Here is a 23,120-nt window from a genome sequence, read left to right as displayed (position 1 = left end):
ATAAAATTCCTCCTTGAATTTATATAGGCATCCATGCCAATAATTTATTAAGATGAAATCAACCAGGATCGCAAGAGGCCTCTTTTGCTATCCTGCCTTTTTCACTCTTGACTTATTTATCGTCAAAGTCTGAAAAGACTTTAGACTTTTTTGTTATTTTTTGCTTGTTTTTTTCAATTTTTTCAACTGGTCAATTGCAGCTCCCCTTGTGGCGCTCTTGTTTTCGTCCTCTACGCCCTTTTTAACTTCGCTTCTAATTATCTGTACTTCCTTTGGAGCGTCTATGGCTATCCTAACCTTGCCTTCCGAAATATCAACTATGGTTATCTCAACGCCTTCACCTATGAGCAGACTCTCTCCCTTTTTCCTTGTGAGCACCAGCATACTATACGCCCACCTTTTCATAGAACTCATATCTTAGAGGATATCTGTCATCGAGTATTATTTGCTTCCCAAGCTTTATTTTAGCATTTATTATTATAGGAGCCTGAAGATTTGTCCTTATCTGCTTTATATCGTCAGGTATCACAACTATCGAATAAATAAGCAAATCCTCCTGATTTTCAATGTTCAGTTTCTTTATGTCCGCATCTGGTATCTTGAACTCGTAATCTTCCTTTACAGCAAAAGGATTGATCACAGGGAATGCTATATCCTCGTCTATTCCCTGAAGCCAGTCTACAATCATTTCATCATCCTGCAGCAGTGCGAATCTTCTTACGTTCTCGAAGCCGGGGATTCCTTCTTCGAAATTGATTAGCGCACTTTCGTCTATATTTATCTCACCGAAATTCGTCGTGTTCAGTTTCAATTAAAACACCTCTTTCAGAGCGCAGTTTTGTTTTTTTTATTTATTATGCTATCTTAGAAAGTCCACAAGCGTAGGCTGGATAACTCTTGCTCCTATTGACAGAGAAGCCTTGTATACGGACTCAAGTATGTTGAGCTTCATCACAGCTTCGCCCATGTCTGTGTCCTCTGTTTTTGAAAGCAGGCTTGTGAAGTTAAGTGTCATTTCCTCTGCCCTGTCCTTAATGACTTCCACGGTGTTCATCTTAGCTCCGACTTCACCGCGCACCTGCAACAGGTTTTCTATGTTCTTGTCCAAATCCCCGAGGAGATTTGAGACCTTACTGCTGTCACCGTTTTTCATTGCACCTATTAGATCATCCATAGTTTTAAACATTTCATTCTTTTTAATCGGATTACCATCACCATCTACAACAGCATTCCCACTTTCATCTACTACATCCACAAGCGTTCCAAAAACCTGCTCACCCGTAACGTTAACTGTGGTTTTTGCCGACACCCCCACTTGATACTCTATCTTCTGGCCTCCGATATCTTTTAGGCTTACAGTTCCGTCATCATTCAAATACTTCTCATCCGTCTTGAACCCTGAGAATATATGCCTTCCTATGTACGTATCATTACCTATCTTAACCATGTGCTCCTTTAGCTGCTCAACTTCAGACTGTATTTTCTGGGTGTCCTCTGCGTTGAGCACGCCGTTAGCAGCCTGAACTGAAAGTTCCCTCACTCTTTGAAGTACGTTGTTAAGCTCCTTGAGTGATGTTTCTGTCTTATCAAGCCACGAATATGCATCGTCTACGTTCCTTGTGAACTGCTCGTTCTCGGCTATGTCTGTATGTATTTTAAGCGACCTTGCGACAAGCACAGGATCGTCTGAGGGTCTGTGTATTTTGACTCCTGTGGAGAGGTCGTTTTGTTCTTTGTCCATGTTTCTGAGGTTGTTGTTCATGTTGAGCATCATGCGGCTGACCATCATACCATTAGTTATTCTCATGTTGTTCCTCCTTTCAATGGCTTTCAATTAAAACTCTCTCATCTTTGATAATGCAGAAAAAATCTATCTTCATAATTTATTTGAAATCCGGAATTTTGAGAACTCGCTTCGCTCAGACACTCAAAATTCTATCGGATTATCAAATATTATTCAGATGCTTTTTCTGCTGCATTATCAACAAATTTCGTTCGTCTTTGTTTGTCAGCCTTATGTTAAAACCCCGTAAAGCATTCGAATACGTTGAAAAAACCAAATTCAAAACACATAGTTATAATCCTACTCGTCCCATTCTGTTGACTATTACGTCTATCATTTCATCGAGTGTTGTTATCATTCTTGCTGATGCGTTGTATGCATGCTGGAATCTTACGACGTTTGTCATTTCTTCGTCGAGGGACACGCCTGAGATTGACTGTCTCTGGGTTTCTATCTGTTGTGTGAGGACTTCCTGGTTGTTCATTGTCCTCTTGGCGTCCTGGGCATCAACTCCCAAGTTGGCTACTAGCGATTTGACGAAATCGTCTGGTGTTCCCCACATAAACATGTCGTTCTTGTGTCTTAGCTCTGCTATTTCGAGTATATTGGAGTTGTCACCGGCAAGGCCTTTGCCTACTGTGGCGTCATCCTCTATTCCTGCGGCAGCGATATTATCAAGGTCCTCTTCAATCTTCTTTGAGAGCGTTATGTTCTTGGCTGTAATGTCCCCGCCCGATTCAGCTTCGAAGAACGCTATGCCAGTAGTCGCTGCATCCAGCCCGTATCCTGCCATGTGTACTCCGTTTATCTGCTCTGCGAACGTCTTTACAAACTCATCCAGCTTTTTCATGTAGAAAGACACGCCTTTTCTTGCTCCCTCGCTGGCGTTGTCTCTTATGTCAAGCTCGGCTTTGAGCTTGCCGCTTATTGCATCTACGTTAAGCGGATCTCCCGTGCTGAATTTGACTTGTCTTACAGATATATCGGCGATTCCCGCAGGGTGGTCTATCTGCTCGTCCGCCACTAGCTTGTTGACCTTGTCATGGGATACGAGCATGTTGCCGTTTATGAGTATGTTCATCTTCTTGCTCTCGAATGCACTCGAGCCTGTGCTCTCGGAAACCTCCACAACCTCGACTCCCACAAGGCTCGAGAGCTTGTCTATGAGCAGGTTTCTACGATCGCGCAGGTCGTTGGCCTTGACTCCACCCAGCTCAGCCCTGAATATCTGGTCGTTTATACTGGCTATGTCGCTGGCGTACATGTTTATCTCATCGACTGTCGTCTTGACTGCAAAGTCGGTGTCCTTTACCATCTTCTCGAACTGGTCGTACATGTGGCTTATTGTGTATGTAAGCGAGTGCGCCCTCTCCCTCACTACAGCTCTGGCTGTAAGGGATGAAGGGTCTTTTGAAAGCTCCTGGAGTGAATTGAAGAAATCGTCCATTACAGTCCTTATGCCGCTGTCGCTGGGCTCGTTCATTATGGCCTCTACCTCGGAAAGCGAGTCGAACCTGAACGATGATTCACCGTACACCATGTTCTCATACCTGAACTTAATGTCGAGAAAGTCATTCCTTATCTGCTTTACAGCTTCTGTAGTTACGCCAGCCCCCATCATTGTTCCGGGATATTTGAGCGGGTCCTCCTGCACGGCGTCGACCCTTTGCCTTGTGTAGCCCGCCGTCTCTGCGTTGGCTATGTTGTGGCTTGAAACGTCGAGCGATCTTTGCGCCGTGAAAAGTCCCGATCTTGCTATGTTGAATCCAAAGAAAGTAGAACTCATGCTGTACCTCCTAGTATTTCGAGTCGAACATGCTGCGCTGAGCCGGATTTGTCTTGCTGCCCCTGCCATAGTTGGCCGGTTCTCTGCTCGAGGTCATGAGATTGACGTTCAGGTCGATGTAGTCTATTGTAAACTGCAAAAGCGAGTTGTTCATGGAGTTTCTCTCCTCGAGCTCCCTGAGCACCTGCCTCAGCTCCGCTGCTATGCCTTCTATCTCTTTTGCCTTTTGCTCCGATTTTGCCCCTACTATGGACAGTATGTCATCCACTGTCTTTGCCCCGGAGTCCTTGCCTATCGCAGATGTGACTGAACCTCTTTCCTTTTCAAGGCTTATCATCTCCTTGACCATCTCCTGCTCGTCTACCAGCATGCCCGAGAGCCTCTTGGAATCGTCCGATCTTATTGCATCAGTCTTTTCAATGCTTATTTCAAGCAGAGCCCTGTTGAGCTCGAGCTGCCTCCCAAGTATCCTGATAAAGCTGTCTATTCCCTCCATTATTCCTCTTCTCCGATCGCGCCTTTTAGTATGCCCCTGGCTATTTTGTCTGCGTCCACCTTGTATGTGCCGCTTTCAAGCTCTAGCCTTATGGCCTCCACCTTTTCCTGCCTTATGTCTGGCAGCTTCCTTGCGGCCTCCATGGCTATCTGGTATTCCCTGCCGGCCTGTGATATCTCTATCTTGTCTTCCTTGAACTGGGACTTGCTAGTCTCCTGCGGCTTTGAAGCGCCGTATGCATTCATAATCTTTTGTATGTTTGAAAATCCGTTTATCTTCATAAAAAAACGCCTCCCGACTATATCCTTATGAATTAGATATCGTCAGATTGGCGCTTTTGTTTAGCTTATTTTTTATCCCCTATGTTTCTGGTGTATATTTCGGTAGTCTTTTTTGTTGCAGCCGGCTTTTGGAATTTTCCATTTATCTTCTTCATGGTATCGAGCGCGCCCGAGAGCTCCTTCTTGACCTCGGCCTCGCAGCTTGCGCAGTACCTTCCGGTCTTTATCGACTTGCCACACCTTGAGCAGTTCAGCAGCACGTTTTCTTCGTCTACTATCTCTATCCTCTCTTCCCTGAGGAATTTCATTATCCTGGGGCGCTCGACCTCAGTCGCCTCGGATACCTCCTCTATGTCTGCTCCCGGATTTGCGTAGAGGTAGTCCCTTACCTTCTTGAAGTCGCTTTCATACCCGCTTTCCCTGCACCTTGAGCAGAGAGTCTCGTCGCTTTCAGTTCCAAACAATCTTCCGCATTCTCTGCAGTTAACTAGTCCCATGTATTCCTCCAAAATCAATATATATTCCTGCCCGTTGCAAGGCAAATTGCGTATACGCTCGCCGCGCCTTCGCCCTTTAAGACAAGGGCAAGCTCGCTTGCTGTTGCTCCCGTTGTAAATATATCGTCAACTATGAGTATTTTTTTACCCTCAATCTGCTCTTTATATTCACTCTTTAGCCTGAACACGCCTGAAAGCTCGCTTCTTCGCTCGTGCCTTGAAAGCCCTGAAAGAAAACGTGTGTCTCGCAGGCGCTCGGCGGCGTCGATATGCGGCCAGCCCGTGAGCCTTGAAAGCTCTTCGGCAATAAGTCCAGCCTGGTTGAAGCCCCTTCGCCTGAGCCTCGATTTTGAAAGAGGCACAGGAACTATCATATCGCACAATTCGCACAATACGCCCTCGTACTCGAGCTTGTCCGCCATTATCCTTGCAAGGCTGCCGGCCATGTAAGTCCTGCCGCCATATTTGAGCGAGTATATTAGCCGGTGAACCTCGTCTGTATACTCCATGCAGCAAAGCGCCCGCTCGAAGCAGTACTGCGCTTCTTCACAGTCCGGACACCTCTGCTCGTGATATATCTCCGGCAGCGGTTTGCCGCATATCTCGCAGCCCTTTTTTATGAACTTTGCGGCGCAAAAGCACTCCCTGCAAAGTGAGTAGGTATTCTCCACAGGTATTGGGGCTTTGCACGCTATGCACTTGATACCCCTTGGGTAAACAAGCTCAATTATGAGCTCTAAAAGATCTTTTAATATCCCATCGTCTAATCCTCTCCCAGTATGCCTTCTTCTATGAAGCGCATAAGCTTTTCGCCCAGGGCGCAATAGCGGCTCTCGTTCCTTACGTTCTTTACCATGGCCTCGAGAAAGCGCCTTTCTCCCACGAGCACTACAAGCCGCTTTGCCCTTGTAATCCCTGTGTATAGGAGGTTCCTTGTCAGCAGCATGGGCGGCGCCCAGGAAAGAGGCATTACGACCGCTTCGAACTCGCTGCCCTGGCTCTTGTGAACCGTGGTGCAAAAGCTGTGGTCTATTTCGTCCAGCTCGCTAAAATCATAGCGCGCCACCTTGATGTCGTCAAAGACTATGAAAAGCGCCTTGTCAGATTTGTCTACGTGGAATACATACCCAATATCGCCGTTGAATACGCCCTGGCCTTTTTGTGTGCCGTCCTCGCTCTCCCACTTCTTCTCGTAGTTGTTCCTTGTCTGCATTACCTTGTCGCCGACCCTGAATATCCTCCTGCCGAGCTTCTCCTCGACCTTGTGCGCGGATGCCGGATTGAGAGAACTCTGGAGCAGCTCATTGAGCCTGGTGACTCCCGCTTCGCCCTTTCTCATTGCCGATATCACCTGAATGTCCCTTACAGGATCCAGGTTATAGTACTCGGGCAGCCTTTTGGCCACAAGCGATACGACCTCCTCGGCCGTTGCTATGGGCCCCTGCCTGCCTATGAAGAAAAAGTCCTTGTCCTTTTGGTTTAGAAGCGGCATTTCGCCCTTGTTTATCATGTGGGCATTGACTACTATCATGCTCTCCCTGGCCTGCCTGAATATCTCGTCGAGCCTTACAACGCCCACCGCGCCCGATGTTATTATATCGGAAAGGACATTGCCCGCGCCCACCGGTGGCAGCTGGTCCACATCGCCAACGAGCACAAGACGAGTGCCCTTTTTGACTGCCTTCAGGAGGTTGTACATTAGCATTATGTCTATCATGGAGGCCTCGTCAACTATGAGGGCGTCGCACTCTAGCTGGTCGTCCTCGCCCTTTAGAAAGAGCATGACCTCCTCGTCTTCTGAGTATGCCATTTCAAGCAGCCTGTGAATCGTCGCGGCCTCCTTGCCTGTCGTCTCGCTCATTCTCTTTGCTGCCCTTCCAGTCGGGGCCGCCAGCTTTACCTTGAGCTCGAGGCCTTCTAGGAGCTTTATCAGCGAATTGATTGTCGTCGTCTTTCCCGTTCCTGGCCCTCCGGTTATCACTGTGACTCCTCTTTCAAAGACCTTGAGCACTGCCTCCTTTTGCCTGCTTGCAAGGCTTATTCCGGCTTCCGCCTCTACAGAGTCTAGTCTCTGCTCGAGGTCCTCTTCGGGCAGCTCCAGCTGAGCGCTAGCCAGGTCTATCAGCATGCTGCAGGATCCGTTTTCGGCTATGTAGTAGGGATACATGTACACCCGCTCGCCGCTTTGCGCGTTTTCAACGTGTATCAGCTCATCGAGGGCCATTTCGTATATCTGCTCATCTACGCCTTCCTTTTCTATTTCAAGAAGGCTGGCGGCCTTAGCTGCGGCTTCCGTTCTTGGAAGGTAGGTGTGCCCCGAGGATGCAGATTCTCTGAGCGTATGCATTATGCCTTGCCTGATTCTTGAGCTCGATCTCATGTCTATGCCCAGGCTTATGCCTATCTTGTCGGCCGTCTTGAAGCCTATGCCGCTTATCTCGCCGGAGAGGGCGTAGGGGTTTTGCCTCACACGCTCCATGGCCGAGTCGCCGTATCTTTTGTATATCTTGAGGCAGTGCTGGGTTCCTATGCCGTATGGCAGCAGCTCCATCATGAGGTTTCTCATGCACCTGTCCTCCGAAAAGGCCTTGGCTATCTCGGCGGCCTTTTTCTTTCCTATGCCCTCTACTTTAGTGAGCTTTTCAGGGCTTTGCTGGAGGACCATCATTGTCTCGACTCCGAAGCAGTCGACTATACGTTTGGCCATCTTGGCGCCTATGCCCTTTACTGCTCCCGATGAAAGATATGCGAGTATACCGTCAACTGATGAAGGCACAGCAGGCATGAAGCTTTCCGCCTGGAACTGCATGCCGTAGGTCTCGTGGCTTTTCCATGTGCCTCCGGCTTCTATAGTCTCGCCTATTTTAAGCGTGGGAAGGCAGCCTACTATTGTGATTTCGTCGTCACTTGTTCGCATCTGGGCGACGGTGTAGCCGTTGTCTTCGTTCTGGAAGACTATGTCTGTTATCATTCCTTTTATTTTTTCCATTTTATGTATATCAACTGCCTTTTCGGTCTTTTCAAAATCGTATACTGAAATTATATCAGAATCCTAAGGATACATATATGAATCCAAGGGAATAAGTTGGGCATAAATTTCGTTGCCGATTTGGCATGGGCTCATATTGGGCCTCTGGCAGGATAATTGTGCGCCTATTCCGTTTTGGGATTTCCTTTCATCTCATTCAGCCTCTACGCCGGAAGCTTTGAAACTCGCTATCGCTCAGACAGTCAAAGCTTTCTCCCGCCTTCGTGGCTGAATGTCGATGAGAAATCACACAAAACGTCATTAAGGCGCACTGCTTTATCCTACTCAGAGGCTTAGCGGCCAATCCAAAAATAAAACCGGGAGTCGACTTAGACATCCCGGTTTACCTTTTTTACTGAATATATTTTTTCACATCATCCAAGCTTTTATATTCTAGAATATCGTCAATGATTAGTTCTAAAGTTACATCATCTAATCTGGATATTGCCAATTTAAGCTCCTCTGGAATAGTTCCAAATTTTTTAATCAACAATTTAAGGGCAGTCTTTGTAAGCGTTTCTCTTCTCTCTTCCTTTCTACCCTGCTGAATCCCCAGCAAAAGTCCTTCTTGCCTAAACATTTCAGCTAAACTCATAACAACCTCACTCCCTTGCGGATAAATCATCTCAATTTTGTCAATTATGTCATCCACATCTTCTTTCGTTAAGTTCTTTCCTGCATTTAAAACATACCTCATAAATGTTTCAAAATACTCAATACCTGTCTGTCTATCATCTAGTGCCTGTAAATATTCTGCTGCTCTATAAATTGACTCCAAGAGTCCTTTGTTATCTTTTGTAAATATGTCTCTGAATATAGAAAGCAGTATTCTAAGTTGTGCTTCTCCCTTTATTTCTTCGTCTGTATATCTTGATATATCATAAATCAAATATTCATAATTAGGTATATATTTCTTTATGTCATTCGGTAAGTCCTTATATCCTGTTATCATTTCACCTAGAGTTGTTTTGATATTCCAGCTTTCCTTACCATGATATATCACTAATGGAATAATCATTGGAAGTTCGTCTGATCTTTCCTTTTTGATTTTTGATTCCCATATTTCAATCATATATTTAAGCAACTGAAATGATATATTTTTACTGCTGTAGCTTTTATGTTCAAAGAGGAAATATATGTATCCTTCCTGCTTATTTATGTTCACCTTAAAGAGCATATCCGAAAAAACTTCCTGAAGCTCTTCATTAATGAAGCTGTCTTTCTGAACTTCCAATGTGTGTATGTCTATTACATTCGCAATACTCTCAGGCAAATAATTGTTAAGAAAGTCCTTTGCCACAGTCACATTCGAGAATGTTTCCTTAAAGAATTTATCATGCGGATTTTGTATTTTCATTTCATCACCTGCCTATGTTTATTATACCACAATCAGCTTATTTCATAACATTTAAGCATCCTTTGAGCATTATAATTGTGCGCCCTCTTCCGTTTTGAGATTTCCTCTCATCTCATTAAAGCGCACTGCTTCATCATGTCTATAGGCAAAGTGTACACCATATTCACAAATAGCATCCTGTGTTTTGATTAATACATGGGGTATAATGCTATTATGAATTAGCTTCTGTGAAAGGAGATAAGCTTGAATGGCTGGAAACAAAGATGATATAAACGTTTCTTTGGCAATAGATGCTTTTGTGAAAAAAAGAGTTACCCTTACAAGAGCTGCAGAATTAGCAGATAAAAGCCTTTCTGACTTCATAAAGATATTAATGCGCAACAATATTCCGTGGATGGAATATACGCAAGAAGCCTTTTCACAGGATGAAGAGGTACTTGAGGAATTAAGGGATATGGAAAATGATTAGTATTGTAGTCCGTAGTATAGTTAAACCCGGCTTTTCAGCCGGGTTGTTTTTTTGCTCTTCTCGCGTAGAATTCAAACGAATAAGTAAGGCCTGATTTAATGAGTTTTGATTGATTCCCTGACGAAATGTGTGATTGAAATCGCTAATGTTTTGAGTGTCTGAGCGAAGCGAGTTCTCAAAACATGCGAATTTCAGTCATGCATAAGCCAAAAGGAAATCACAAAACGAAATTTAAAGGCCGCTTATTCCGTTGAATTCAAGTGAGTCTGCCAATAGAAAAACCCCAAATGGATGACGGCTTACACCGCTCCATCTGGGGTTGAATTCTTTTATATCATAGAGATAATATGCTTCATTACCGAGGCGCTGAGCTTCTCCAGCCTGTTTTCCGACTCTTCTCTTGTAATGCCTTCTGCCGAGAAGTAGAACTTGATCTTGGGCTCTGTACCTGAAGGCCTTGCCGCAAACCACGAGCCGTCTTCAAGGTCGAATATCAGCACGTTTGACTTTGGAAGTCCGTCGAGTCCCTGAGCATAGTCCTTGACTCCGATGACTTTGGCTCCGTTTATGTGCTCCATAGGCTCTTCCCTGAGGTGCTTCATTATGTCCTTTATCTTCTCTTCGCCTTCTCTGCCCTTGAGTGTTATATTCTCAAGGCCGTCGCTGAAGTAGCCGTATTTCTTGTAGAGCTCTTCAAGACCTTCGAAAAGGTCCTTGCCTCTTGAGTAGTAGTAGGCCGCCATCTCTGCCGCTAGCATAGATGCGACAACCGCGTCCTTGTCCCTTGCGTGGTCACCTGCCAAGTAGCCGTAACTCTCCTCGTAGCCGAACACGAAACTCTTTTCGCCTCTGTCTTCAAAGCCCTTGGCCATCTCGGCTATGAACTTGAAGCCAGTGAGAGTGTCTGCAACGTCAACGCCGTATTCAGCGGCTATCTTGTCGCCCATTCTCGATGTAACTATGGTCTTTATCACCACAGGACTCCCAGGCATCCTGCCTGAACCCGACATGTTCTTTAGCACAAAGTCAAGCAAAAGAGCTCCCGTCTGATTGCCTGTAAGGAGTTCGTATTCGCCCTGCTTGTTTCTTGCAGCTACGCCCACCCTGTCGCAGTCCGGATCGGTTGCTATTATTATGTGCGCTCCGTTCTCCTTTGCCAGCTCAATTGCAAGCTTGAAAGCAGCCGGGTCCTCCGGATTCGGATACTCAACAGTCGAGAATCCCGGATCCGGCTTTTCCTGCTCAGGCACAACCAGAACATGCTTGAAGCCGACTTCCTTTAGTATCCTTCTTACAGGCATGTTTCCTGTGCCATGCAGCGGAGTGAACACTATCTTGAGGTCGTCTGCAACCTTTCTTACAATATCCTCGCAGAGCGACTGCTTTCTTACCGCATTTATGAAATCCTCGTCAGCATTGTAGCCGAAGATCTTTATAAGACCCTTCTCGAGCGCCTTTTCCTCGTCCATTACAGGTATGCTGCTGTAGTCTGTTACGGCGTTGACCTTCTCTATTACACGCTCGGATTCCTCGACGTTAAGCTGCGCGCCGTCCTCGCCATACGCCTTGTAGCCGTTGTACTCCGGCGGATTGTGGCTTGCAGTAATCACTATGCCTGCAGCTGCGTTCACGTTTCTTACTGTGAACGAAAGCTGAGGCGTTGGCCTCAAATCGTCGAATATGTATGTCTTTATACCGCAAGCGGCAAGCGTAAGCGCCGACTCTATAGTAAACTCCCTCGACATGTTCCTGTTGTCATGGGCTATTACAACGCCCTTTTCTGCAGCCTTTTCATCCTTTTCCAGTATATACTGAGCCAGGCCGTAAGTCGCCCTTCTCACAGTGTACTTGTTCATTCTGTTGGTTCCCATGCCTACAACGCCTCTGAGTCCGCCTGTGCCAAACTCCAGATCCCTGTAGAACCTGTCCTCTATCTCCTTTTGGTTGTCGGCTATGCTCCTAAGTTCCTCTTTGACATCCTCGTCAAAGAAGCTGCTGCTTAGCCATTCGTTGTAACCCTTCATGTAGTCCATCTAAAATATCCCCCTTGGTTATATATCTATTGTTCCAATTATTGTTATTTGATAACATGCACATAAAGCATCTTTATATTGATACCCACTTGCCTATCATATTAAAATATAGAATTCCCAATGCTCTAATTATTTGTCATCAAAATATTCTATACCATTACCTTTTCCATTAAATTTATCTATCCAATTTCCCAGCAAAAAGAATGCTCAATATTATAGAAATCACAAAGCGAAAATGAAAGGCCGGGTTATGCCGCAGGATTATTTTTACGCCGCTGGATTCCTCATAAGACTTGTTGTTACACGAGATTCAAACTGCTATAATATTCCCATACCATATATTAGTATACCACCCGACCACCATTAATCCATCACTTGACTGTTAAATACAAAGGAGACCCTCAAATGGACTCATTGACCAACATACCCAAAGAGCTGCTCCTGGCCCTCATATCCACAACTCCCTTTATAGAGCTGCGCGGCGCAATCCCCTTTGGGGTAGCATGGGGCTTTAACCCCTATAAAAACCTGCTAATATGCGTTATAGGCGCGAGCCTGCCGGTTCCCTTCCTTATAATGTTCTTCAGACGGCTTCTGGCATGGTTTGAAACCACCAGGATATTCAGGAGGTTCGGCAGCTATTTGTATGAAAGGACAATAAAAAAGAGCCGCAGGATAAACCCAAAATACATCCTCTTGGGGCTATTCCTTTTCGTGGCCGTTCCCCTGCCAACAACAGGCGCGTGGACGGGCTCAATGATAGCTTCCCTGCTCGACATAAGGCTCAAGCTGGCCGCTCCCGTTATAATGCTTGGAAACCTTGCTGCAGGCCTGATTGTGCTGTTTCTTTCACACCAGATAATAAATGTTTAATTTTAAACAATTTTTTTATAAAATTTTGTTGACAAAGGTTTTTTATAATAGTAACATTAAAATTACTTGAAAATAAAATATGAAATCTTGATTACCTTATCAAGAGTGGTTGAGGGACAGGCCCTATGAAACCCGGCAACAGCCAGCTAGTCTGGAAATGTGCTAAATCCTGCAGAATTCGTTCTGGAAGATGAGGTTGACTATAAAAGTCTGCCTCTTCGCGTGCGAAAGAGGTTTTTTTATTTTAAAATGAAAATTTAGGAGGACGTTTCAATGGCAAGAAGACTTTTTACATCTGAATCAGTTACAGAGGGCCATCCTGACAAGATATGCGACCAAATTTCAGACGCCATTCTCGACGCAATAATCGAGAAGGACCCAGCGGGAAGGGTTGCGTGCGAGACTACTGTAACTACAGGACTTGTGCTAGTAGTGGGCGAGATATCTACTAATGCATACGTTGACATACCAAAGATAGTTAGAAATACTATAGAGGAAATCGGCTACACAAGAGCCAAGTACGGCTTCGACTGCAACACATGCGCAGTGCTTACTTCAATAGACGAGCAGTCTTCGGACATAGCAATGGGCGTTGACGAGGCCCTTGAGCGCAAGGAAGGAGCTATGCAGGATGATGTTGAGGCTCTTGGCGCCGGAGACCAGGGAATAATGTTCGGCTTCGCCTGCAACGAGACTGAGGAACTTATGCCTCTTCCTATATCTCTTGCACACAAGCTTGCAAAGAGACTTTCAGACGTTCGAAAAAACGGTACGCTTGACTACCTGAGACCTGACGGAAAAACTCAGGTTACGGTTGAGTACGACGGAGACAAGCCTGTGAGAGTTGACACTGTGCTTATATCTACTCAGCACTGCCCTGATGTTGACCACACGACTATTGAAAAAGACCTTGTTGAGAACGTAATAAACAAGATAGTTCCAGCAAATCTTATAGACGACAATACAAGGATTCTTGTAAACCCAACGGGCAGATTCGTTATAGGCGGACCTCAGGGAGACGCCGGACTTACAGGAAGAAAGATAATAGTTGATACTTACGGCGGCTACTCTAGACACGGCGGAGGCGCTTTCTCCGGAAAGGATTCAACAAAGGTTGACAGATCTGCTGCCTACGCTGCAAGATACGTTGCAAAAAACATAGTTGCCGCTGGCATTGCGGACAAGTGCGAGGTTCAGCTTGCATACGCAATAGGCGTTGCTCAGCCTGTATCAATACTTGTTGACACTTTCGGAACTGGCAAGATATCAGAGGATGCAATATCCGAGCTTATAGCAAAGCACTTTGACCTGAGACCAGGCGCTATAATCAATTACCTGAACCTTAGAAGACCTATATTCAGAAAGACTGCCGCATACGGACACTTCGGCAGAAACGACGCTGACTTTACTTGGGAGAAGACAGATAAGGCTGAAATCCTTAAAAAGGAAGCTTTCGGCGCATAGTCTTCCACATAAAGTCAAATTTTATAAAGTGAATTTAAAGGCCCCGGCTGCAATGCAGCTAGGGCCTTATTTTTTTTGCCGTATTCAATTCAAGTGAAATAGAATTCCACCTAGTTTTCTGTCTGCTTGAATATGTTAACATGCCCGTATTTAATGCCGTCAGGCTTTATGTTTATTGCAAGGTACTTGTAGTCGTTCCAGAAATCGCCCTTACTGAGATCTGCGTAGTCGGGTATCGATACGTATCTGGCATTGCCCTCTACAGTCTGGGAGAATTCGCTGCCCTTGTATACCACGCATATGTTCTTGTCCTTCGCAGCCTGGTACACGTTATCCTTGAATATATTCACCTCATCGGCAAAGCCCAGCTGGCTCTTTGATGTAAACACTACTATCACGTTCTTGTAGTTTGACGAGAGTATTGTGTTTATGAAGTTCCACTGTCCTGCCTGCTTATAGAATGTGCCGCTTGAATTCTCGAGCGTAACCACAGCTGTCTCCGGATCTATTTCTATAGCCCTAAAGCCTGATTTGACGTCTATCAATCTGCCTGAAAGCTTGGCTGTTCCGCTTGAATTGTTGTTGCCTATTACTACCGCCTTGCTCGCACCAAGCGATGCTATGCTCTCCTGAAGCTTGCTGACTATGAGCCTGTCCATAAGCTTTTGCTCCTTTGGCATGCTCATGTCTCCAAGGAACGCCAGCGTCGTGCCGCCTTCAAGGTCGCTCCTTGTAAGCTCGCTGTCAAAAAGCGAGTCGCTGCTTGTCTTCTCTATCGCCTCAAGCTCGAAGCTTATGCTCGTGCCGCCGTAGCTGGCTGTAACCGTTCCCTTGCCCGCCGAAGTCGGCACAAATGCGCCGTTGCTGTAGTAGCCGCTTATTCCGCTTGATGTGAATTGGGCGCTATTGGCTCCCAGATCAAGCTGATTGCCGCTCGCGTCGTGGAATGTCAGCTTTACTGGAACTCCCTCTCCTACATATGATGTGGCCTTTACAAGATAGCCTCCCAGATGGTCGAAGGCTCCTTTCTGCGAAAGGCTCTTTACTGCAAAGGCGTTGAGTATTGCCCTTTCCGAGCCGTCTGTGAGTGTGTTTTTAATGCTGCCCTTGGCTATGAGCTCTGTTGAGCCGCCGCCGTCTAGCATTACAGCGTCAGTACAGCCCAGCTCCTTGAGGTACCCAGCCACCTCGCTTGCATCCATGCCGGGGCTGTGTGTCAGCCTGCCGTCGGATGTGAACATCACGAGCTTGCCTGATGGCATAAGGCCTATTGCCGTCCTTTGCGACTTGCCCTTTATGTTTTGTGTGAGCGGAGTGTACTCTCCATTTTTGAGAAGCACGCTGCCCGCCCCCATAGCTGTTTCTACGTCGCCGTAGTTGAGCGTCAAGCTCGTGTCGAGAGACACCTGCTCTCCTGCTGCAAAGTTGTCCCTTAGCACCAGGCCGTTGTTGCCCCCCGCGCTGAGCACGTAGCCGTTTTCGGGTATGTCTACGGCCGGCTGGCCGTATCTTACGTCAATGACGCTGCCCGAGTCAACTACGACCTCGCACACGTCGTAGTATGCGCTTGTGGCTCCAGGCGACTTGGCTGAGTACTCCTTTGTATAGGCGACTATATTTGCATAGTACTGGCTGGGCTTATTGACTGCCGCCACGGGCACGTCCACTCCCCTTGCCACGTTCTGCGCCTTTACATTGGGGCTTATGTAGTCGAACACTACGTTCCTTGAGCCGTCCACTAGTATGGAGGCATACTTTTGCTCCTCATAGTGCGGGTTCGAAAGCAGCTTGCCATCCTTTACTATGGCTCCCAGCGAAAACGAAGGGCTTGACATGCTGAAAAAGTCTCCGTTTACTGCTGCCACTACGTCCGGACTTTGCGATACCATTGTGCTGAGCTTCGCCCTCTTGCTGAAGCCTTCCTTGTTGTAGAGCACATCAAAGTCAACTTCGGAATCCCTTACATCGGCCTCAATAAGGTTGATGTTTACTATTCCGCCTTCAGTGAACCTGTATATGTTCTTGTATACAATACCCTTGGCAAGAACCTCCTGGTTTTGCTTCTCGTATATCAGCGTACCCTGTGCATGCGCTGCGCCCGACGCTGAGAGCATGAGTGCCAGTGCCAAAGCAATTGATGTCTTTTTAATGAATTTCATAATATCCTCCTAATAACAACGGGCCAAATGGCCCCTACTGAGCAAAAAGTCTTAGAGCGCCTGCTTTCCAGGCATTCTAAGACTCGTTGGCCGCTACACTTGTTATCTTTCCACTATTGCAAACATGAGCTCTCCGCTGCATGCGAGCTCCTCGCCCACATATGCGCTGGCCTGAGCCTTTCCTATTCCTCTTCTTACCTTTGTGAATTCCACTGTCATAGTAAGGGTGTCGCCCGGGCGTACCTCCCTCTTGAACCTGAGGCCGTCTATGCCTGTGAATACACCTATCTTGCCCTTGTTCTCCTCGAGGGAGAGCATCACTGTGGCTCCCACCTGTGCCATGGCCTCCACTATGAGCACTCCCGGCATCAGCGGGTAGCTTGGAAAGTGGCCCTGAAAGAAAGGCTCGTTGGCTGTTACGTTCTTTATTCCAACCGCCCTCTTACCCTCTTCCATCTCGATTATCCTGTCTACAAGCAGGAACGGGTATCTGTGCGGCAAGATTTCCTTTATCTGGTCTATGTTTAGCATCAAATCATTTCCCTTCTAGAGTATTTTCAGCTGCAGTCCCGGCGTCGACTCTGTTGGCCTTGAACTGCTCATATATCATGTTGGCTAGCCCTAGCGGCGAGTTCTCGCCCGCATGCTGGCCGAGGCTTTCGTAGTAAAGGTCCTGTATTACGTCGTGGCCTGCTGTCTTGTCGAGGAATCCCGAGTCGGGAACCGTCTTCTTCATCTCCTTGAGCATTAGCTTGAAGAACTCAGCCTCGAGATTCTTGCAGGACTCCATGAGCTTTTCATCGTCGCTTTGCGAGCTCACTGCCTTCTTAATGTTGTCTGCCTTCTGGGCTGCGCCCTGGCTGAGGCTGGCTCCAAGCATGTCGTATGCACCGCTAATTTGCATTTTCAGCCCTCGCTTTATCTCTTGACGTTGTTTGCAGTCTGCATCATCTCGTCGGCAGTCTGTATTGCCTTGGAGTTTATGTCATACGCCCTCTGGGCGGTTATCAGCTTTATCATCTCTTCGACTATCTGAACGTTCGAAGCCTCCAGGTAGCCCTGGCGCATCTTCGTCTTTCTCTCCTCGCCCTCAAGCATCAGCTCCTCGCCCGAAGCGTTAGTAGCCTTGTAAAGGTTGGAGCCTACGGCCTCTAACCCTGCAGGATTGAGAAATTCGTATATTGCTATTGTTCCCATCTCCTCTATCTCGCCGTCGGCTGTTTTGACAGTAACCCTGCCTGCTTCGTCGACCGTAAGATCAGTCTGGCCGTCTTCGAGCACTATCTCGTCCTCATCTTCTGTAAGCACAGAGTAGCCCTCCGAGGTGACAAGCTTTCTTGTATCGCCGTCGACTGAGAGCTTGAAGCTTCCATCCCTTGTGTAGAACATCTCGTCTGTTGCCGGGTTGTATATGCCGAAAAATCCGCTGCCATCCAGCGCCAGGTCTGTAGAGTTGTTTGTGCTCTCGAATGAGCCGTTCTCGAAGTTCCTGCTTGTGGCGCTGTACATTACTCCGTGACCCACCTGGAGGTTGACAGGGCTGCCTTCCCCCTCAGAAAGGTTTGACTGCTTTATGTTCTCGTACAGAAGGTCCTTGAACTCCACCCTCATCTTCTTGTAGCCTGTTGTGTTGACGTTGGCAAGGTTGTTGGATATGTTGTCTATGTTGAGCTGCTGAGCTTTCATTCCGCTCGCCGCCGACCAGAGCCCTCTCATCATTATAATCTACCCCCGATTAATTAATAATTACAGTTTTCCCAGCTCGTTCGATGCCTTGGCCATTATGTCGTCGTATGTCTTTATAACCTTCTGGGAGTTCTCATAGTTCCTCATGACCTCTATCATTTCAATCATCTCGGACACGGGATTGACATTCGATCCCTCAATAAAACCTTGCACGAGCTCGCCGTCAAAAGGCGCAAGCTGCGGGTCATTCTTGGGCTCTATTTCATATGTATTGTTGCCCACTTTTCTGAGGGAGTCCTGGTTCTGAATGTTGACAATCCTCAGCCTGCCTATGCTTTCTCCGCCCACGTAGAGCGTGCCGTCAGGCTTGGCCTCCAATTCGCCTTCGACCCTTATAGGCCCGCTTTCTCCCATTACCTTCATGCCTTCGTTAGTGATAAGCTCGCCTGCGCTGCTTATCTTGAAGGCTCCGTCTCTTATGTACCTTTTGGCGCCGTCCTGCGACTCCACCTCGAAAAAGCCGCTTCCCTTTATGGCAAAGTCAAGCTTGTCGCCGGTCTGCTCCAGGTTGCCTTGCAGGAAGTTGCTCTTTATGTAGTCTACGCTCATTCCGCCGTTTATCGTGCCTATCACGCTTCTGGGCGGGGTGTATAGAAGGTTTGCCACCGTAGCTCCGCCCGAGACGACGTTGCCCTTTGTATCTATGCTGAAGTCTGCTCCGGCCTGGACTCTCTTGCCGCTTGAATCGAGCACGTAGTAGCCCTTGCTCGTGTCTAAGCTGGAATCCATGTTTCTTGTGTATGTCTTCAGGTATCCGTCTGGGTCCCTTGCAAGCTTCATGTCTCTGCTGTAGCTCTTGCCGTCCGAGCCGTCAACCGTAAGAAAGCTCTGCTTGCTGCTTAGAACCCAGGCCCCGTTCCCGTCCCGGCTGACCTCTATGGCCTTGTCCCTTTGGTTCTGGGAATACGAAAGTCCGTTTATCTTTGAGAGCAGTTTTTCCGGAAATGCCTTGGTTATGAGCTCGTCTTTTTTAAAGCCTGCGGTGCTTGCGTTGGCCATGTTGTTTGAAGTGACGTCTAGCTTTTTCTGGTTCGTCATCATCGAAGATGTGACCGTGTATATGCCTCTGTACAATTTTAATTTTCACCCCGTTTCAAAGTGCCTTATACCGCCGCGGGGATTTCCCCGCGACGTTTCGGCTCATGGCATTATTCTTGCTATATTCATTCCATTTTAACCTATATCCGGGTGCAGCTTTAATAGTCCAAGCGGCTTATACTGCCTGCCTAGTTTATTGGACGGCCTATTTCTTCCTGGAGTTCCCGCCTGTTTTCTTGAGCAGATGAAGCGAATTCAGAGCCTCGCCTGTTCCCATAGCGACGCAAGATATGGCATTTTCCGCTATTGAAACATTTATGCCTGTCCTCTTTGATATCAGCTGGTCAAGGCCCCAAAGCAGCGAGCCGCCGCCAGTCATTATTATTCCCTGGTCGCTTATGTCGGCAGACAGCTCAGGCGGAGTCTTCTCAAGCACCATGTGAACTGCGTCAGCTATCTGGTTGACGTTCTCCTCTAGTGCCTCGAGTGTTTCTCTCGCCGATACTGCAACGTTTTCAGGAAGGCCCGATACGAGGTTTCTTCCCCTTACGTCCATAGCCACATCGTCCTTTCTCGGGAACGCCGTGCCTATGTTCATCTTTATGTCCTCTGCAGTCCTCTCTCCTATGAGCAGATTATGCTTTTTCCTCATATATTTGACTATGGCTTCGTCGAACTTGTCGCCCGCAATCTTTATTGATGTGCTTACAACAACGCCTCCCAGCGATATTACGGCTATGTCGGCAGTTCCTCCACCGATATCGACAACCATGTTGCCATTTGGCTTTGATATGTCAAGGCCTGAGCCTATCGCCGCGGCTATCGGCTCCTCAATTAGGAAAACCTTTCTCGCGCCAGCCTCCATTGTGGCGTCTATTACGGCTCTCTTTTCAACCTCTGTAACGCCCGAGGGTACGCACACCATTATCTGAGGCTTGAATATGCTGAGCAGGCCTGTCTTTCCAAGTACTTTCGATATGAAATACTTGAGCATCTTTTCTGTAACGTCGTAGTCGGAAATCACGCCGTCCTTTAGCGGCCTTATTGCCACTATGTTGCCCGGCGTTCTTCCAAGCATCCTTCTGGCCTCTTCGCCCACCGCCAGCACTGTGTTAGTATTCTTGTCTATTGCAACTACAGAAGGCTCTTCAAGGACTATGCCCTTTCCCTTTACATAAACTAGTATCGAAGCCGTTCCAAGATCTATACCAATATCAGGTGCAAAATTAAACATACCCATATCTCTCCTATCATCATATAACTGTTTGTTTATCAAAAATTTGTCAAATACCAAATGCATAATGCTACCGAGTATATTATATCAAAAAAAAACTATAAAATGCCAATAACTGATTTTATTTTTAATTTTAATTTTAATTTTAAAAGGCCGCTGCATGTGGCATTGTGCTATTTATAGCTCCAGTGCCATGCAGCGGCCTCTCTATCTCACTGATAATTGTTGCTCCAGTCTTTATATTTGCTGTATTCGCCTTATGTCGGCGCCCAACTGCGAGAGCTTGTTTTCTATATGTACATAGCCCCTCTCAATATGGTGTATCTGTCCTATCACCGTCTCGCCCTCTGATACGAGTCCCGCAAGTATCAGCGCTGCGCCGGCCCTAAGGTCAGTTGCGTCCACCTTTGCGCCTGCAAGCTTTGGCGTTCCCCTTACTACTGCGGTCCTGCCCTCTATCTTGATTTCGGCTCCCATCCTGGCAAGCTCGGTGGCATGCATGAACCTGTTTTCGAACACCGTCTCCGTAATCACTGATGTCCCGTTGGCAACGCTCATCAGCGCCATGAACTGAGCCTGCATATCTGTCGGGAATCCAGGGTGCGGCAGCGTTTTAATCGTTGTGTTGGATATTGAATCCGGGCCCTGCACCCTTATTCCGTTTTCAAATTCCGTTATGGTGCAGCCTATCTCCCTTAGCTTTGCAGCCACGGGCTTCACGTGCTCGAGCATTATGTTGTCCACCATTATGTCTCCACCCGTTATGGCCGCAGCTACCATGAATGTTCCCGCCTCTATCCTGTCGGGTATTACCCTGTGAGTTGTGGCTCCGAGCCTCTCCACGCCCTTTATTGTTATTGTGTTTGTGCCTGCGCCCTTAATATCGGCTCCCATGCTGTTCAGGAAGTTTGCAAGGTCTACTATCTCAGGCTCTTCGGCGGCATTTTCAAGCACCGTGGTCCCTTTGGCAAGCGATGCAGCCATTATTATGTTTTCTGTGGCTCCAACAGAAGGGAAGTCAAGGTATATCCGCTCACCCACAAGCTCGTTTGCCACGGCCTCAACCGAGCCGTGCTCCACGTTTATTTTTGCGCCAAGCGCCTCAAAACCTTTAAGGTGAAGGTCTATGGGCCTTGTGCCTATTGCGCAGCCTCCCGGCATTGAGACCATTGTCCTTTTGAACCTTGCCAGAAGCGGCCCCAGCACGAGGAATGATGCCCTCATCTTCCTCACAAGCTCGTATGGGGCACTCCACTTGTCCACCTTCGAGCCGTCCACCCTTAGCACACCGTCCTCGCTGAACTCCACGCCGGCTCCGAGTGTCTTTAAAAGGTCTATCATGACGTATACGTCCCTTAGCTTTGGAACATCCTCTATTATGCATTCCTGCTCGCAAAGGAGTGTTGCAGCCATTATGGGAAGTACTGAATTCTTTGCTCCGTCTATTCTTACACGGCCTTCAAGCGGCCCGCTTTTTCTCACGACTATACAATGCTGTTTATTCATTATTCATCCCTTCCTAATATACTTATGCAAAAGGTCTAGTCCGCTTTTTAGCGCACATACATATTATAGTCTTCATGTTTTTAAAACTCAATGGATATTACAAAAAAGGATCCGGAAATTTTTTCCGGATCCTTTAAAAATCATATACCATTTGCTGAATAACTATGTTTTTTATCTCCATAAGGTCTATGCGCTCCTGGGTCAGCTTCCTGTCCTCTACAAGCTCCACTACAGGCCTCATGGGGAAACCCTCGTTCAGGCTCTTTACAACTCCCGTCTTGCCGTCACTGAGCCTCACAATGCTGCCCACGGGATATGTCACTATCTTTTTGACAAAGAGCTTTACATAGTCCATATCGAACTTTGTGGAGGCCATTGACATTATGTACTCTACAGCCTCGCTCGGCGAATATGCTCGCCTGTAGCTCCGATCTGAGGTCAGGGCGTCATATACGTCAGCTATTGCAACTATCCTTGAGAACTTGTGGAGCAGCCCTGTATTTTCATAGTTAGGGTAGCCGCTGCCGTCTACGTTGAGGTGGTGCTGAAGCGCTATTATCTTTGACGTCGACTTTATAGGGCAGTTTTTGAGATACTCGTACCCTTCTATTGTATGCTCCTGTATCTGTCTGAACTCCTCGTCAGTGAGGGCTCCAGGCTTGTTGAGTATGCTTTTGGGTATGAATATCTTGCCCACATCGTGCAGCATGGCACCTATAGTCAGATCCTCGAGCTCCCTTCTGCCAAGCCCCGCGGCTATTCCTATCACAAGCGATATTACGGCTACGTTTACGCTGTGAGCATAAGTATACGTGTCCATGTTTTTTATATCGACCATGCTTATCATTATGTCGCTTTTGGAGAACAGCTCGTCGACTAGATTTTTTGCAAAATTATTGAGCTCTTCCATGCTTTCGTACATTATTCTGGAGTTTTTATGCGATACCTGCCTGTCCTTAGAGAAGAATTCGAAGGTCTCCTTTATCTTCTGGGCTATCTTGTTTCTTATCTCCGGCTTTATTATGTCTTCAATTTCATCATCTGAATAGTCATCGTCTATGTACACCGACGAGTAGCCCTTTTCCAGCAGGTTCTCTATCCTTCTGTCTGTCAGCACTGAGCCTTCCTTCAGGAGAAGATTCCCGTTTTCATCTATGAGCGATTTTCCAAGTATGCTGCCTTCCCTTGCTGAGTTTAACGGTACGAAACGCATCTATTCTCCTTTCCGGCGCCGCGGCTGATTAATGAATATATGCATTAATTCCATGCACCAAGTACTGTCTATTTTTGACACTACCCATGGCTAAAGCCAGGGGATTCTCAGGTGATTAAAAGCAAGTCCATTTCTGGTATGCTAGTATGACCCTGAG

Annotated in this window: 22 protein-coding genes and 1 riboswitch; of the genes, 3 read left to right on the top strand and 19 right to left on the bottom strand. The window is 47.1% G+C overall.

The genetic code is table 11. The annotated features are described in order from the left end of the window. Positions 1 to 153: 153 nt before the first annotated feature. The 10 genes from csrA to EAL2_RS01500 form a co-directional block, all read right to left on the bottom strand. Entirely contained in the window at positions 154 to 384 is a 231-nt protein-coding gene (csrA, locus tag EAL2_RS01545) for a carbon storage regulator CsrA (protein WP_025434664.1), read from the bottom strand. Between the two features lies 1 nt (position 385). After that, positions 386 to 811, bottom strand: a complete 426-nt coding sequence (gene fliW / locus EAL2_RS01540) for a flagellar assembly protein FliW (RefSeq protein WP_025434663.1) — start codon at positions 809 to 811, stop codon at positions 386 to 388. A gap of 48 nt (positions 812 to 859) precedes the next feature. After that, entirely contained in the window at positions 860 to 1,807 is a 948-nt protein-coding gene (gene flgL, locus EAL2_RS01535; protein WP_025434662.1) for a flagellar hook-associated protein FlgL, read from the bottom strand. A gap of 268 nt (positions 1,808 to 2,075) precedes the next feature. Next, positions 2,076 to 3,569, bottom strand: coding sequence for a flagellar hook-associated protein FlgK (flgK, locus tag EAL2_RS01530; protein WP_025434661.1), 1,494 nt, complete (start codon positions 3,567 to 3,569; stop codon positions 2,076 to 2,078). Positions 3,570 to 3,579: 10 nt separating this feature from the next. Continuing rightward, positions 3,580 to 4,065 (bottom strand): flagellar protein FlgN, encoded by a 486-nt coding sequence (locus tag EAL2_RS01525; protein ID WP_025434660.1) that lies wholly within the window; start codon positions 4,063 to 4,065, stop codon positions 3,580 to 3,582. Continuing rightward, positions 4,065 to 4,346 carry a flagellar biosynthesis anti-sigma factor FlgM gene (gene flgM, locus EAL2_RS01520; RefSeq protein ID WP_025434659.1) on the bottom strand — a complete coding sequence of 94 codons (282 nt, stop codon included), beginning with the start codon at positions 4,344 to 4,346 and terminating at the stop codon, positions 4,065 to 4,067. The genes EAL2_RS01525 and flgM overlap by 1 nt, the downstream gene beginning before the upstream one ends. Positions 4,347 to 4,411: 65 nt before the next feature. Beyond that, positions 4,412 to 4,843: a hypothetical protein gene (locus tag EAL2_RS01515; RefSeq protein ID WP_025434658.1), complete on the bottom strand. Its 432-nt coding sequence runs from the start codon at positions 4,841 to 4,843 to the stop codon at positions 4,412 to 4,414. Between the two features lie 14 nt (positions 4,844 to 4,857). Then, positions 4,858 to 5,514, bottom strand: a complete 657-nt coding sequence (locus tag EAL2_RS01510) for a ComF family protein (RefSeq protein WP_051489054.1) — start codon at positions 5,512 to 5,514, stop codon at positions 4,858 to 4,860. A 92-nt stretch (positions 5,515 to 5,606) separates the two neighbouring features. Next, entirely contained in the window at positions 5,607 to 7,832 is a 2,226-nt protein-coding gene (gene recD2, locus EAL2_RS01505; RefSeq protein WP_025434656.1) for an SF1B family DNA helicase RecD2, read from the bottom strand. A gap of 391 nt (positions 7,833 to 8,223) precedes the next feature. Beyond that, positions 8,224 to 9,228, bottom strand: coding sequence for an Rpn family recombination-promoting nuclease/putative transposase (locus EAL2_RS01500; RefSeq protein WP_025434655.1), 1,005 nt, complete (start codon positions 9,226 to 9,228; stop codon positions 8,224 to 8,226). A gap of 247 nt (positions 9,229 to 9,475) precedes the next feature. Here EAL2_RS01500 and EAL2_RS01495 point away from each other — a divergent pair, with 247 nt between their 5' ends. Further along, positions 9,476 to 9,697 carry a UPF0175 family protein gene (locus EAL2_RS01495; protein ID WP_025434654.1) on the top strand — a complete coding sequence of 74 codons (222 nt, stop codon included), beginning with the start codon at positions 9,476 to 9,478 and terminating at the stop codon, positions 9,695 to 9,697. Between the two features lie 329 nt (positions 9,698 to 10,026). On the opposite strand, the gene EAL2_RS01490 is transcribed toward EAL2_RS01495, so the two are convergent. Further along, positions 10,027 to 11,730 (bottom strand): phospho-sugar mutase, encoded by a 1,704-nt coding sequence (locus EAL2_RS01490; RefSeq protein WP_025434653.1) that lies wholly within the window; start codon positions 11,728 to 11,730, stop codon positions 10,027 to 10,029. Between the two features lie 405 nt (positions 11,731 to 12,135). Between EAL2_RS01490 and EAL2_RS01485 the strand changes: the two genes are divergently transcribed. Both EAL2_RS01485 and metK read left to right on the top strand, forming a co-directional pair. Further along, on the top strand, positions 12,136 to 12,603 hold the full coding sequence (locus tag EAL2_RS01485) for a COG2426 family protein (protein ID WP_025434652.1): 468 nt from the start codon (positions 12,136 to 12,138) through the stop codon (positions 12,601 to 12,603). A gap of 93 nt (positions 12,604 to 12,696) precedes the next feature. After that, positions 12,697 to 12,800, top strand: a riboswitch (SAM riboswitch). A 76-nt stretch (positions 12,801 to 12,876) separates the two neighbouring features. Beyond that, entirely contained in the window at positions 12,877 to 14,067 is a 1,191-nt protein-coding gene (gene metK, locus EAL2_RS01480) for a methionine adenosyltransferase (RefSeq protein WP_025434651.1), read from the top strand. Between the two features lie 110 nt (positions 14,068 to 14,177). Here the strand turns inward: metK and EAL2_RS01475 are convergent, their stop codons facing one another. The 8 genes from EAL2_RS01475 to EAL2_RS01440 all read right to left on the bottom strand — a co-directional run bounded on the left by EAL2_RS01475 (position 14,178) and on the right by EAL2_RS01440 (position 22,963). After that, the gene (locus EAL2_RS01475; protein WP_025434650.1) at positions 14,178 to 16,226 is read right to left on the bottom strand and encodes a phosphodiester glycosidase family protein; all 2,049 of its coding nucleotides are present in this window, start codon (positions 16,224 to 16,226) and stop codon (positions 14,178 to 14,180) included. A gap of 102 nt (positions 16,227 to 16,328) precedes the next feature. Next, positions 16,329 to 16,757 carry a 3-hydroxyacyl-ACP dehydratase FabZ gene (gene fabZ / locus EAL2_RS01470; protein ID WP_025434649.1) on the bottom strand — a complete coding sequence of 143 codons (429 nt, stop codon included), beginning with the start codon at positions 16,755 to 16,757 and terminating at the stop codon, positions 16,329 to 16,331. 4 nt (positions 16,758 to 16,761) lie between these two features. After that, positions 16,762 to 17,130 (bottom strand): rod-binding protein, encoded by a 369-nt coding sequence (locus EAL2_RS01465; RefSeq protein ID WP_025434648.1) that lies wholly within the window; start codon positions 17,128 to 17,130, stop codon positions 16,762 to 16,764. 14 nt (positions 17,131 to 17,144) lie between these two features. Next, the gene (gene flgG / locus EAL2_RS01460; RefSeq protein ID WP_025434647.1) at positions 17,145 to 17,945 is read right to left on the bottom strand and encodes a flagellar basal-body rod protein FlgG; all 801 of its coding nucleotides are present in this window, start codon (positions 17,943 to 17,945) and stop codon (positions 17,145 to 17,147) included. 27 nt (positions 17,946 to 17,972) lie between these two features. Then, positions 17,973 to 19,046 carry a flagellar hook-basal body protein gene (locus EAL2_RS01455; protein ID WP_025434646.1) on the bottom strand — a complete coding sequence of 358 codons (1,074 nt, stop codon included), beginning with the start codon at positions 19,044 to 19,046 and terminating at the stop codon, positions 17,973 to 17,975. Positions 19,047 to 19,215: 169 nt separating this feature from the next. Beyond that, positions 19,216 to 20,244 carry a rod shape-determining protein gene (mreB, locus tag EAL2_RS01450; RefSeq protein WP_025434645.1) on the bottom strand — a complete coding sequence of 343 codons (1,029 nt, stop codon included), beginning with the start codon at positions 20,242 to 20,244 and terminating at the stop codon, positions 19,216 to 19,218. Positions 20,245 to 20,481: 237 nt separating this feature from the next. Next, on the bottom strand, positions 20,482 to 21,750 hold the full coding sequence (gene murA / locus EAL2_RS01445) for a UDP-N-acetylglucosamine 1-carboxyvinyltransferase (protein WP_025434644.1): 1,269 nt from the start codon (positions 21,748 to 21,750) through the stop codon (positions 20,482 to 20,484). A gap of 133 nt (positions 21,751 to 21,883) precedes the next feature. Further along, positions 21,884 to 22,963, bottom strand: coding sequence for an HD-GYP domain-containing protein (locus EAL2_RS01440; protein WP_025434643.1), 1,080 nt, complete (start codon positions 22,961 to 22,963; stop codon positions 21,884 to 21,886). Positions 22,964 to 23,120 lie beyond the last annotated feature (157 nt).

It is taken from the genome of Peptoclostridium acidaminophilum DSM 3953 (assembly GCF_000597865.1).
GTDB classification, from domain to species: Bacteria; Bacillota; Clostridia; order Peptostreptococcales; family Peptostreptococcaceae; genus Peptoclostridium_A; species Peptoclostridium_A acidaminophilum.
Note: the sequence above shows the minus strand (reverse complement) of the source record. Positions and strands in the feature narration are given on the sequence as shown.